Annotated in this window: 13 protein-coding genes; 9 read left to right on the top strand and 4 right to left on the bottom strand. The window is 63.4% G+C overall.

Annotated elements, in window-relative coordinates; genetic code table 11:
- The first annotated feature begins 15 nt into the window (after positions 1-15).
- From LKE06_RS03155 to LKE06_RS03175, 5 genes are all read left to right on the top strand, one after another.
- Positions 16-378, top strand: a complete 363-nt coding sequence (locus LKE06_RS03155) for a hypothetical protein (protein ID WP_227997063.1) — start codon at positions 16-18, stop codon at positions 376-378.
- A gap of 77 nt (positions 379-455) precedes the next feature.
- The gene (locus tag LKE06_RS03160; RefSeq protein ID WP_227997065.1) at positions 456-1,733 is read left to right on the top strand and encodes an aromatic ring-hydroxylating oxygenase subunit alpha; all 1,278 of its coding nucleotides are present in this window, start codon (positions 456-458) and stop codon (positions 1,731-1,733) included.
- Positions 1,726-2,220 (top strand): aromatic-ring-hydroxylating dioxygenase subunit beta, encoded by a 495-nt coding sequence (locus tag LKE06_RS03165; RefSeq protein ID WP_227997067.1) that lies wholly within the window; start codon positions 1,726-1,728, stop codon positions 2,218-2,220. Before LKE06_RS03160 ends, LKE06_RS03165 begins: the two co-directional genes overlap by 8 nt.
- A 12-nt stretch (positions 2,221-2,232) precedes the next feature.
- The gene (locus LKE06_RS03170) at positions 2,233-2,997 is read left to right on the top strand and encodes an SDR family NAD(P)-dependent oxidoreductase (RefSeq protein ID WP_227997069.1); all 765 of its coding nucleotides are present in this window, start codon (positions 2,233-2,235) and stop codon (positions 2,995-2,997) included.
- A 33-nt stretch (positions 2,998-3,030) separates the two neighbouring features.
- Entirely contained in the window at positions 3,031-3,981 is a 951-nt protein-coding gene (locus LKE06_RS03175) for a PDR/VanB family oxidoreductase (protein WP_227997071.1), read from the top strand.
- A gap of 74 nt (positions 3,982-4,055) precedes the next feature.
- Here LKE06_RS03175 and LKE06_RS03180 read toward each other — a convergent pair whose 3' ends face one another.
- The 3 genes from LKE06_RS03180 to LKE06_RS03190 all read right to left on the bottom strand — a co-directional run bounded on the left by LKE06_RS03180 (position 4,056) and on the right by LKE06_RS03190 (position 6,438).
- Complete coding sequence (locus tag LKE06_RS03180; RefSeq protein ID WP_372477343.1) at positions 4,056-4,706, bottom strand: response regulator transcription factor; 651 nt, start codon at positions 4,704-4,706, stop codon at positions 4,056-4,058.
- A 72-nt stretch (positions 4,707-4,778) separates the two neighbouring features.
- A complete protein-coding gene (locus LKE06_RS03185; RefSeq protein ID WP_227999258.1) occupies positions 4,779-5,081 on the bottom strand; it encodes a hypothetical protein in 303 nt (100 codons plus the stop codon).
- A 61-nt stretch (positions 5,082-5,142) separates the two neighbouring features.
- Positions 5,143-6,438: an amidase gene (locus LKE06_RS03190; protein WP_227997073.1), complete on the bottom strand. Its 1,296-nt coding sequence runs from the start codon at positions 6,436-6,438 to the stop codon at positions 5,143-5,145.
- 155 nt (positions 6,439-6,593) lie between these two features.
- On the opposite strand from LKE06_RS03190, the gene LKE06_RS03195 reads away from it, so the two are divergent.
- The 3 genes from LKE06_RS03195 (at position 6,594) to LKE06_RS03205 (ending at position 9,927) form a co-directional block, all read left to right on the top strand.
- Entirely contained in the window at positions 6,594-8,045 is a 1,452-nt protein-coding gene (locus LKE06_RS03195) for an MFS transporter (RefSeq protein ID WP_227997075.1), read from the top strand.
- A gap of 54 nt (positions 8,046-8,099) precedes the next feature.
- The gene (locus LKE06_RS03200; protein ID WP_227997076.1) at positions 8,100-9,275 is read left to right on the top strand and encodes a flavin reductase family protein; all 1,176 of its coding nucleotides are present in this window, start codon (positions 8,100-8,102) and stop codon (positions 9,273-9,275) included.
- An 88-nt stretch (positions 9,276-9,363) separates the two neighbouring features.
- Complete coding sequence (locus tag LKE06_RS03205) at positions 9,364-9,927, top strand: nuclear transport factor 2 family protein (protein WP_227997078.1); 564 nt, start codon at positions 9,364-9,366, stop codon at positions 9,925-9,927.
- A gap of 111 nt (positions 9,928-10,038) precedes the next feature.
- On the opposite strand, the gene LKE06_RS03210 is transcribed toward LKE06_RS03205, so the two are convergent.
- Positions 10,039-11,037: a helix-turn-helix transcriptional regulator gene (locus tag LKE06_RS03210; RefSeq protein ID WP_227997080.1), complete on the bottom strand. Its 999-nt coding sequence runs from the start codon at positions 11,035-11,037 to the stop codon at positions 10,039-10,041.
- A 78-nt stretch (positions 11,038-11,115) separates the two neighbouring features.
- Between LKE06_RS03210 and LKE06_RS03215 the strand changes: the two genes are divergently transcribed.
- Complete coding sequence (locus tag LKE06_RS03215; RefSeq protein ID WP_227997082.1) at positions 11,116-12,612, top strand: MFS transporter; 1,497 nt, start codon at positions 11,116-11,118, stop codon at positions 12,610-12,612.
- The last annotated feature ends 13 nt before the right edge of the window (positions 12,613-12,625 follow it).

The following is a 12,625-nucleotide window of genomic DNA, read 5'->3' on the forward strand; positions in this document are numbered from 1 at the left end:
CGTGAGGAGATCCCCATGGCCACCGAGCCGCTGCGCACCTTGTTCTGTATCGGCAACAACCAGAACTTCTTCGACCTTCCGAAAGCAGATATCGGACCGGTATGGGTCGGGATCTCGACAATGCTGTCGACTCTGAAAAATATGGACGGCGTCGACATCATCGGAACCTTCGACGACGATTCGCATATGGTCGGCCCCTCCGACAGCTGGCCGTGGACCTGCTACGTCCTTGCCGATGTCCGCGATCAGCCCACGGTGAAGGAAGCCTGCAACCTCCTGCGCACCACCATGATCGGCGAGTACGCACTGTGGAAGTACTTCAAGATCGAGGCCCGGATGGGCCGTGAACTCGTCATCCGGGACGACGTCGCGCTCTGACCAGACCACTGCGTTGACCAGACCACTGCGTTCAGCGTGGAACTCCCCGGACAAGCCGACGAGACCGAAGGAAACTCATGACCACCATCGAAAGGCCGACGCGCGCCTTTGCCGATCTCGCGGAGAAGGATCGCGTCGCGGGCCAGCTGTACACCGACCCCGAGATCTTCGCCGAGGAGATGAAGAAGATCTTCTACAAGACCTGGGTCTGGGTGGCACACGAAAGTGAGATCCCGGAGTCGGGGTCGTTCAAGACCACGCAGGTCGGTGACCAGTCGGTGATCGTCACCCGTGACCGGAAGGGCAACTTCAACACGCTGCTCAACCGCTGCCGGCATCGTGGCGCGACCGTGTGCGATCAGCGGACCGGCAAAGCGAACGGATTCACCTGCCCGTACCACAATTGGTCCTACACCCTGGATGGACGCCTGCGTGGGATCCCGTACCCCGACGGCTACGAAGGTGTGATCGACAAGAACGACTACCCGCTGCAGACTCTGCGCACCGAGAGCTTCATGGGGATGATATGGGCGACCTTCAACCAGGACGCCGAGCCGCTCGAAGACTTCCTGGGTGATGCGAAGATCTGGATCGAGCGATTCCTCAAGCAGTCCAATGGTTTTCCCACCAAGGTATTGGGCTGCCACAAGTTCCGGTTCAAGGGAAATTGGAAGATCCAGCTCGAGAACACCACCGACGGCTACCACTTCCCCATGGTGCACAAATCCTGGATGGCATCCGTGGATGCCGAAACCGCCAACATGATGTCCTTCATGGACGACCCGGCCGCAGAAACCCACGCCCTCGGCAACGGACACAGCGTGGCGATCATGGCGGCAGCACATGCGGACCTCGACATCGACGACGGCTCCGAGGAAATCCAGCCACGATTCCACCATCTGGTCGACGAACTGACCGAGGCCGGGGAGAGCCCGGAACGGATCAGGCGTTACATGCGGTCGATGCACGGGTGCGGGTTCAACCTGAACATGTTTCCCAACATCGCGATGTCGTCGTCGTTCTTCCGTGTCCTGATCCCGATCAGTGTCGATGTCACCGAGGTCTGGCATATGGCCATCGGCATGGACGGTGGACCGGAAAGCATCAATCGCGAGCGTCTTCGGATTCACGAGCACTTTCAGGGACCGTTCGGTTTCGGGAGCCCCGACGATGCCGAGGGCTGGGATCGGGTACAGATCGGCGCGGGCGGCAACCCGAACATGCCGATCCTGGTGAACCGTGGCGAGAAGCGGGAGCACACCACCGAGGAGGGCTGGCCGACTTCGCATGTCACCGACGAGACCGGGATGCGCGAGTCCTACGACATGTGGAAGAAGATGATGAGCAATGACTGAGGTCCTCGCCTTCTCCGACCCGCGAGTCCTTCGTGCGATCCAGCTCGTCTGGCACGAAGCGACGCTCCTCGACGCCAAGGACTACCGGACCTGGGAGGCGCTGTACACAGACGACGCCTACTACGTCATCCCGATCGATCCGGATACCGATGACTTCGCGTCGGCACTGAACATGGTCTACGACGATAAACGGATGCGTCACCTGCGGGTCGAGCGGATGACGCAGGGGTATGCGCCCTCGGCGGTCGCCGCGGCGCGCACGGTCCGGATCATCTCGAGATTCACCGTGGGCGAGGTCACCGATACCTCGGTGACATTGCGGTCGGCGCAGATTCTCAATGCGTTCAAACGCAACAAGTTCTCCACGATCGGCGCTGAGCTGACCCATGAGATCGCGCTGCACGAGGACGGGGATCTGATCGCGCTGAAGGTCGCGCGTCTGATCGACAGCGAGGACGCGGTGAGCGCCTCGGGCTACCTACTCTGAGGAGCGGATATCGTGACTACTACCTCGACGACTATCAACTCCGGTATCGCGTTGGTGACCGGTGCCGCCGGCGGCATGGGCAGCCATATCGCTCGGAAGCTGCACGCGGCCGGCCGAAAGGTGATACTTGCCGATATCGCCATGGACCCCGTCGAATCCCTCGCAACGGAACTCTCCCCCGACGGGACCACTGCCCGAGCCATCCGGCTCGACGTGGCGCACCGGGACGGGTTCGTCACGGCACTCGAGTCCTGTCGAGAGGACTGGGGTACACCGTCGATCCTCGTGAACAACGCCGCCGTCACCCAGGCAGCAGATCTCATGACCTTGGATGAGGCCGATTTCACGCGCGTATTGACGACGAATGTCAACAGTATCTTCTTCGGTTGCCAGGTATTCGGTGCGGCGATGGCCGATCAGGGCTATGGCCGAATCGTGAACATGGCGTCACTGGCCGGCCAGAACGGCGGGACGGCGACCGGTGGGCACTACGCCACATCGAAGGGCGCGATCCTGACCGCGACCAAGATCTTTGCCCGCGAATTGGCGCCCGCGGGCGTTACGGTCAATGCGATTGCGCCGGGCCCACACGACCTGCCGGTCGTCAAAGCCACTGTGCCACCGGACAAACTGGAAAACGTAATTGCCGGTATCCCGGTCGGGCGGCTGGGCAGTGCGTCGTTCGTCGCCGATATGGTCGCCCTGCTCACTTCCGACGACGCGTATTTCGTCACCGGCGCGTGCTGGGACGTCAATGGCGGACTCTACGTTCGCTGATCTCACGAACAGTTTGTAGCCAGGAGAATCGACATGCCCCTCATCGACGTCGTGGTCTCGAAGATCGTTCAAGAGACTGCGACAGTGAAATCGCTCTATCTGTCGATGCCTGACGGAACCTCGGTCGGGCAGTATTCTCCGGGCGCCCATATCGACGTCATCGGTCCGACCTCCCTCACCCGGCAGTACTCCTTGTTCAGCAGACCGGACGGCAGGGAGTCGTTCGCTGTCGCGATCAAACGCGAAGAGAACTCGCGTGGCGGCTCCGCCGCGCTGCACGAATTGCGGGTCGGTGACAGCCTCAAGATCAGTGCGCCTCGCAACCTGTTGCAGATAGCGCCGGAAGCGTCCCATCACATCCTCGTCGCCGCGGGGATAGGCATCACGCCGATGCTCAGTATGGCCCGGTACATGGACGTTCACGCGATCAGTTTCGAACTGCACTATTTCGCACGCACGGAACAGGACGCGGCGTTCCTTCCACTGCTCGAGGCCCGATGCTCGGACAAGCTCCGCGCGCACCTGGGGGTGCTACGTGATCAGCAGACATCGGTATTGGAGGCGGCGCTCGAGGTGGCCGCGGCAGGAACGCACGTCTACATCTGCGGTCCTGCCGGATTCATGACCAAGATGGTGACCTTCGCGGAAGGCTACATCCCCTCGGCGGCAATCCATATCGAGAACTTTCACGCGGCCGAACAGCCGGGTACCGCCTCGAACTCGGCGTTCGAGGTCGAACTCGACGGTGAGACCTACCACGTTCCCGCCGACCGGAGCATCGTCGAGGTTCTCGAGGAGAACGGATGCGATGTCGACACCTCCTGCCAGGAGGGGATCTGCGGAACGTGCATCATGCAGGTACTCGATGGCGATCCCGACCACCGTGACAATGTTCTCTCCAAAGCGGAGCGGGAGTCGGGTGAGCTCATCACCGTATGCGTCTCGCGTGCGAAGGGCAGTCGAATAGTACTGGACTACTACTGACCGTCTACCCGATTGGGGACTCAGCGACTTTCCGGGATTCCTGTTCGTAATGCCATTTCCGGAATGAAGACGACTTATATGGAATCTGTGGGTACTACCACGTCGAAGCGAAGAATGTCACGAACAAGTGTGCTGATGCTGTCGGCATCGGTCTTGCTCTTGATGCGGGCGCGGTGGACATCTACTGTCTTCACGCTCATCCCGAGCTGCCGCGCGATATTCTGACTTGGCAGACCTTCGACCACCAGGGCGAGAATTTGTCGCTCCCGTGTCGTCAACATCGCCACTTTTCCCTGAATTGATTGCTTCAGCTGAAATGCCTTGAATCGTTCTCTTGATTTTTCCACGCCGGCCTGGACCGAATCGAGAAGGCGTTGCGGGTCGTACGGCTTCTCCAGGAAATCCATGGCCCCGGCCTGGAGCGTCGACACCGACATACGAATATCGCCGTGCGCGGATACGAATATGATCGCCACGTGCGGAGCGAACTCGTTGAGCTTCTCCTGAAGGCGCGTACCACTCATATGTGGCATCCGTACATCGAGAATGATGCAGGCCGGCCGGTCACCGGCATAAGCGGACAAGAACTCGTCGGCACTGTGACAGATCTCGGGGGTGATGCCGATACTGCCGAGTAGCCAATCGACCGATTCGCAGAGTTCGGGATCATCGTCGACGACGAACACGGTCGCCCGCGGGACAGCTTCGTTGAGTAGGCCCGACATATCTCCTCGCATCTGGTAGACGTTTGCCTGCCCGGCCAGATCTAGCTGCCGTCCGGTCACCAGAACGAGATCCTAATCCCGGCCGACGGCGTCACGCTGGTCAGCGGGGTCCGCCACGTGGCGGACCGGCGCCTCCTGCCAGGACGCATCGGCGGTCCAGTAGTTCATACCGACGGCGCTGACCTTGTGCGTCCAATCCGACGTCCGGAGCAACCAGGGCTCTTCCCTGCGTACGGATTCGTCTGCCGCCTCAGGGCCATCTGCCTCGACCGTCCAGTGCACCCAGTTGACCTCTCGCCCGTACTCATCGTGAACGAACAGATCCACATGGTGCCAGCCGTAATTGAATGCATCCTCGTAGCAGGTGAGAAACATGTGGTGGTGCGATGTAGGTCGCGGCTTGATCGTCAAGGTACTCACTTCCGAACGTATGGGATCAGGCTGGCAGCGCCGGGAGCGCTCGCAGCATGGGCTCCAGTAGCGTGGCCACCTCGAATAATCGGGTCTCGTGACCAGGTAGTGCCATGAGTTGCAGCCCCAGCGGGAGCCCCGCGTTCGTCCGCGCCCCGGGAACCACCACCACCGGAGCACCCAGCAACTGCCACGGTCGACTCAGGATGGGCGATCCGGTCGCATGAAGTCCCTGCGGCGCCGCACCGAGTGCGGCGGGCCCGATGACGACGGTGTTGCCGGTGAGCATTTCCGAAAAGAGCGCACGTGAACGATCCCGCCGGATGAGCGCGGACGCGTACATCCCGGTGCCGACCGCACGACCGTCTTCGAGCAGCGCCCGCAACTGTCCGCTCAGGAGGTGTCCGCTCTGGTCGAGGACCGGACCGAGGGTTCGGGCGGCCTCATAGGCCATCACCGTGAGGTGATCGTCGGCGAGAGTCCGGATGTGATCGTCCCACTCCAGCTTCTCGGGTGTGAACCCCGCCTGCTGGAGTAGTTCGGGTAGCAGGTCGAGTAGCCGGAGCATCGCGGGCTGGATGTGGTCGAGTGTGCTGCCGTCCCACAGGAGAATGGTTTCGACGCACCCATCGGTGGATCCCACCGGCCGTTCACCGGTGAAGGCACCGTAGACGTAACGGAGGTCATCGATCGTCCGGGTCAGGATTCCCAATGTGTCGAGAGAGTCACTGAGTCCAGTGACTCCGGTGAGATCCGTCGTTCCGTGCGCGAAAACGAGCCCGGCCGCTCCACAGTATGACGCCGGGCGAGTCAGCGACCCGGCAGTCTGCGTACCGAGAGCCACCGGAATCGTTCCGGCACCGACCGCCGCGGCTGAGCCGCTCGACGAACCGCCCGGGGTGTACCCCGAGGCGTGGGGATTGTGCGTCGGGCCAGGTGAGAAGTAGCCGAACTCGGTGGTGACTGTTTTGCCCTGCACGACCGCGCCCAGGTCCCGGAACCGAGCGACGCAGGCAGCGTCGCGCATCGCCGGCCGCTCCGATGTGACCGGTGATCCGGCGCGGGTAGGCAGGCCCGCGACGTCGATGAGGTCTTTGACTCCCAGCGAGACTCCCCGTAAGGGCAGGTCCGGTGTCGCGGCGCCTCGAGCGCGGGCATCATCGAGGTAGTCCGACGACAGTTCGACCCAGGCTGCCAGATCCGGCTCTCTGCGTTCGATCTCCCCACGCACCTGCATGACGAGCGATTCCGCCGAGATGGAACCGTCGCGCACAACAGTTGTCTGGTCGCGGATGGGCTGTGTCCAGTAGGCCGAGCTCACCGATCCTCCTTACTCCAATCAACCTCATCCTGCCGGGTCACGGGTGTGCGCAACAGTAAAGATTTCCCTCGTAGCGCCGTAGGCAACGTGCGAAATATGTTCGCAGTCACATCTGACGATCTGTGACGACGCGCTTCGGCGCCGGAGGAATGGTCATGCCCACCAATACACGCAGCACGGCTCTATCACCCCCGGACGCGCCTCGCGCTCGGCGGGTCGACTTCAGCCGGGTGAGTGGACGTGCCTGGCTGGTTACCGGCTTGCTCGTCTTGTTCCAGATCGTGGCCTTCGCGGATAAGGCTGTACTCGGACTGGTCTCGGCTAAAGCCATGCCGGAACTCGGCCTCACCGCGGTCGAGTTCGGATTCATCGGCAGCTCGTTCTTCTTCCTCTACGCGATCGTTTCCATCATCGCCGGATTCCTCGCATCGAAGTACTCGGTGAAGTGGATCCTGCTCGTGATGGGTGTCGCATGGGCGGTACTGCAGTTCCCCATGCTGCTCGGCGGAGGGGCCGCGATCCTTCTCCTCACCAGAGTCGTTCTCGGCGGCGCAGAGGGACCGGCAACCGCGATGTCGCTCACTTCGGCACACACCTGGTTTCCACCGGCTCGCCGAGCTCTACCGTCCAATATCGTCGCGATGGGCTCGACGCTCGGTCCGGTGATCGCGGCGCCTGCCCTGGCCTGGGTGATTGCTGCCTGGGGCTGGCGTTGGGCGTTCGGCGTACTCGGCATCGCCGGTCTCCTGTGGGTGATCGCATGGCTGATCTCGGGCGCGGACGGCCCCTACCGGAGCAAAGGCGAAGGCGCGGCGAACCGCGAATCGGAGGAAGCGGCTTCCTCCGACGAAAGCACCGACGAGACTCAGGTCGACACGACAGCGGTTGACAGCCAGAAACCCGTGGTGATCTGGCGCGCGCTGCTGAGTCTCGCGTTTATTTCCGCCGTGATCGGAGGGGCATCGAACTTCTGGGTGCAAGGATTCCTGACCACCTGGCTTCCGCAATACCTCGGGACCGTCGTGGGTCTGTCGTTGTCCGAAGTCGGCTCGGTGACGACCGTGCCATGGGTGATCGGGGCACTTGTTCTTCTCGGTCTGGGCGCACTGGGCCATCAACTGATGAAACGTGGCCACAACGCGCACCGCGCAATAGCAGTTCCTTTCGGCTGTGCGGCAGTGGTGGCCGGACTGTGCTTCATTCTCATCCAGGCCACCTCCGGACTCGTCGCGGTGGCTCTGCTCTGCATCGCCGGAGGGTGCAGCCTCGCCTTTCCGATGACGGCGTCGGCAATCGGCTACGTCGTCGGAGCGAGGCAACGCCCGATCCTCATGGCAACCCTCGGCGGGGTCGCGTCGTTCGGCGCAGTAGTCTCTCCTATTCTCGTCGGCTGGTTGATGACCCGCGCGGGCTACATTTCGCCCCCGAAGGGCGAGAAGACCACGCCCGAGATGGCCGACAACATGGCAGCGGGTGTGCATCATGCATTCACGATCACCGGGGTCGTCCTGCTCCTCGGCGGAGCCCTGTGTATCGCGTTCCTGCGGCCGGAACGCCTGGGCAAGGTTCTCCAGCAGCGGTATGTCAAGGACCCCACGACGATCTGAGCCGAGGGAGCACCGACCGATATCAACCATGTCCGATCTTGTAGGAGACAGCACATGCCCAGCACTACGTCGGCACCGGTCGACTCTCAGGTCTTCCGCGATGTCATGGGCCACTATCCGACCGGTGTGGTGGTCGTTACCGGGCGGGACCGCGACGGCGAGATACTCGCCATGGTGGTCGGCACGTTCAACTCGGTGTCCCTCGATCCGCCCCTGGTGTCCTTCATGCCGATGAAGAGCTCTCGCACGTTCGCGAAACTGCGCGAATGTTCATCGCTGTGTATCAATGTCCTCGGCGGGGAGCAGGAAGACCTCGTCCTGACGATTGCACGGCGGTGGGAGGACAAGCTCGGCGGAATCGACTGGTACCCATCACCATCGGGCGATCCGATACTCGCCGACTCGGTTGCCTGGATCGACGCGTATGTTTCGGAAACGGTCGAAGCCGGTGACCACTGGATCGCCCTGTGCGCAGTGCGTGACATGGCGGTGGCGAATCCCGTTTCACCTCTGATCTTCTTCCAAGGGGGGTACGGGAGCTTCGTCTGCACATCGCTCATGGCGCGGATGGATCACGAGATCCTTCCCGCGATCCACGCCGCACACGCGGCGCGTGCCGAGGTCGAGAATCTGGCAAACGAACTCGGTTGTGAAGTAGCGGTATTCACCGATGTCAGCAGTGACGAGATGGCGACTGTCCTGTCCGCCGCGGCGGCTGGCGCACGCCGGGAGAGCGGGCTCGCTCGCAGAATTCCCATGGTTCCGCCCATTGGCGACACCTACGTGTTCGATCAGCCGCTCGAGACTCAGGAACGCTGGATCAACAGACTTCGGGACGCCCCCGAGGAGGTCAAAGACATCCATCGCGAGAGGCTCACGTTCGTGCGCGAGAACGGCTATCTCCTTTCTTTCCTTCCTTCAGCCGGCCGATCCGCATACGACCAGATGCGCGATGCGACAAAACGCTATGAAATCGGGCGGCTGACGCCGGCAGCGGAGCGCAGCATCCGCGAGTCGATCGGTGGATCACCGGTTGACTACAAGATCCGTGACCTCGACGACTCATCGACCTATGACGTGGGTTCGCTAGTTATCCCCATCCGTGACCGCAATGGCGCGTACTCGATGACCCTCAGATTGGCGCAGCTACCCGCCGATGCCACCGCCGCACAGATCAACGAATGGGTCCGAAGGGCACGCCTGGTTGCCGCTGTGCTCGAAAAGCGATGAGCATTGGCGTATTTCGCAACGTCGCGGTAGCGGCACCGGGTGCGCGGCGTCCTCTCACCTTGGCAACCAACTCTCAATAGGAGCAGACGTGAGCAACGAAATCGAGCTACTGGCGGCGAGGGTGCGCGCCCTCGAAGCGGAAGCCGAGATCCGTCGGCTGCAGGCGCGGTACATGTTTCTCTGCGACACCCCCTGTCCTGAATTCGGCATCGAAGACGACGAGCACAGAATCGATTCCATTCTTGCCCTCTACACCGCCGACGCGATCTGGGAAGGAGTTGGCGCATACTACGACGGGCAATTCGGGCGAGCCGAAGGACATGAGGAGATTCGGAACCACTTCCGAAACTTCTGGAACCGCAAAGAAAACAGCCCCCGTCTGGTCCTCAACGCACATTATCTGACCTCGGAACAGATCCACGTACAAGGTGACGAGGCGACCGGGCAATGGATCCACATGCAGCCGTGGCTCTTCTCCGACGGAACAGGGGTGCTTCGCTCCAGTCGATTGAACAACGCGTTTCGCCAAGTGGACGGTACGTGGCTGATCACCCGAACTCGCACTGAAAATGTGTTCATCGCCGACCTGCCATACCTCTTTGCCGACAGCTACCCCGCACAATCGGTCCTGATGGACCCGAATCCACGCTGAACCGTCACACCCGTATGTCTCCGAACTCGCCGGGGGGATTCATCTTGGCCGATCAGGACTGTGTCGCCCCGGTCAACAGCGTCTTTGGCTCGCCTGTCGGTCGCCGGCGATCTATTGGGAGACATGACCCAGGGTGAACCGCTGGGCCAGGCGGTGGCAGGCGGCGCGTAGGTCGGCTGGTTCGACGTCGGTGATGTCGGTATCGAAGGTGGCCAGGATTCCGGCGATGCCGGCCCAGGACCACGCCCCGAGAGTGAGTCGGGTGTGGTCGGGGTCGATGTACTCGATGACCGAGCCTCCGGGGGCGAAGCGGGCGACGAGGTCGGCCGGCAAGGTGAGCGTCGCTTTGCCGAGACATTGCCAGGCGCCGGGGATATCGCCGCGTTCGTGACTTGTCATCACGAAACTCGCGACGCTGTGGGCGGGTAGTTCGCGGCGGGTGAATGGGATGCCGGTTGGCGTGTGCGGATGCATCCTGTCGACCCGGTAGATCGCCCAGGCCCGGGCGGCGGGGTTGTAGGCGACGAGATACCAGCGTCCGGCCCAGAGCACGAGGTGGTGGGGCTCGACGCGGAGCGGGGGCACGAAGTCGGGGTCGCGGGGCGCTGGTCGAGTGCTGTCCGGGCGGAGCACGTCGAATCGGAGGAAGTGGCCGCGGCGGACGGCGTCGCCGACGGTGTTGAGGATGTCGGGGTTGATCGGTAGTGCGGAGAACTCCCAGTAGTTGTGGATGGTGGTGACCCGGGTGGCGTCCACCTGAGCGCGCAGTGGCGCGGGCATGACCTGAGTGAGGGTGTTGAGGGCGCGGTCGGCGGCGTCGCGGAGCCCGAGGACGGTTGTGGGTGAGGTCTGTAGGGCGAGGGAGATCGCCACGGCCTGTTCGCCGTCGAGGATCAGCGGGGGAAGGGTGTTGCCCGCTCCGAGGTGGTAGGTGGAGTCGCGGCCGCCGCTGGCGTGCACGGGGTAGCCGAGATCGCGGAGGGTGTCGATGTCGCGCCGAAGGGTGCGCAGGCTTACCCCGAGCCGGGCCGCGAGCGCGGGTCCGCTCCACCGGTTGACGGTTTGCAGCAGCGACAGCAGTTCCAGCGATCGCCCGGCCGTCCGTGCCATCCGATCACGCCTCTCGTCGATCCATCGTCTTCGCGAATGGTGCCACTCGGTGGCCGGGTTCCGGGGCAGGGTGGCGGCATGACGATTTCTTCTTCGCCGACCACGACCGGCGCCTCGCCGATGGTCTCATCCCCGGCCGCGTTGATCGGGGTGATCCTGGTCGCGTCGTTCATGGATCTACTGGACGTGACGATCGTCGCGGTCGCGGCACCGGATATCCAGTCATCCCTGGGTGCCTCTCCGGCGCAGCTGCAGTGGATGGTCGCGGCCTATGCGTTGTCGTTGGGGGCGGCGCTGATCACCGGGGGCCAGATCGGTGATCAGTACGGTCGCCGGCGCGCGTTCTTGATCGGTCTTGCCGGGTTCATCGCAGCGTCGGCGGCATGCGCGCTGGCTCCGACCGCTGGCGCGCTGATCGCGTTGCGGGTCGTGCAGGGCTTGGCCTCCGGGTTGATGGTTCCGCAGGTCTTCGGCATCATCCGGGCGTCGTTGACGCCGCGGCAGATGGGTGCCGCGCTGGGCGCCTACGGCGGGGTCCAGGGGCTGGCCTCCATTGCCGGGCCGCTGCTGGGCGGCATCCTGGTCACCGCGGACCTGTTCGACCTGGGCTGGCGCACGATTTTCTGGGTGAATGTGCCGGTCGGGTTGATCGCTCTGCTCATCGGTTGGAAGGTGCTGCGCGAGTCGCGGCGCGACGACGCGGGCCGTCTCGACCTGGTCGGCGCAGCGCTGCTGGCGGGGTCGCTGCTGCTGGTGCTGCTACCGATCGTGCAGGGCCAGTCGTGGGGGTGGCCCGGCTGGGGCTGGGCGCTGCTCACGGCCGGCGTGGCGGGGCTGGCGGTCTTCGGCGGCGTCGAGCGACGCATCGCGGCCGCCGGCGGACAGCCGATCTTCGATCCGCAGCTGCTGCGCAGCCGCGCGTTCAGCAGCGGACTGGTCGCGTCACTGGCGTTTTTCGGCGGAATCGCCTCGTTCTTCCTGCTGCTGTCGATCTACCTCCAAGACGGCACCGGCCGCACCGCTTTGGCCACCGGGTTGATCACCCTTCCTTACGCGCTCGGCTCGATGATTACCTCCGGGGTAGGGGTGAAGCTGGCCGCACGGCACGGCCGACGGCTGCTGATCACCGGCAGCTTGCTGATCGCGGCGTCCCACGCCGCGATGTGGCTGGTCGTCATCGGTCTCGACAGCCCCGCGTGGTGGCAGCTCGGCGGACCACTGCTGGTGGGCGGCCTCGGCCTCGGCTTAGCAGCGCCGCCGTTGGTCAATGTGATCTTGGCCGGGGTGCCCGCCCGGGCCGCCGGATCCGCTGGCGGAGTGCTGTCCATGACCAACCAGATCGGCGGTTCCATCAGCGTCGCGGCCCTCGGCACGCTGTTCTTCACCCACCTCACCGATGCCGCCCCAACGGGCAGCGGCTCGGCATCGGGGTTCAGTGACGCGTTCGCCGCGATCTTGCCCTGGCAGATCGGGCTGTACCTGGTGGCCGCCGCGCTGATGACACTCCTGCCGGCCACCAGCCAGTCGACCGAGCCCCACCCCGCTGAGGCCGGTGCCGCGGACGCCCAGCGGTGACAACTCCCACCAT

Origin of the sequence: Nocardia australiensis, from assembly GCF_020733705.1 — a bacterium.
Classification (GTDB): domain Bacteria; phylum Actinomycetota; class Actinomycetes; order Mycobacteriales; family Mycobacteriaceae; genus Nocardia; species Nocardia australiensis.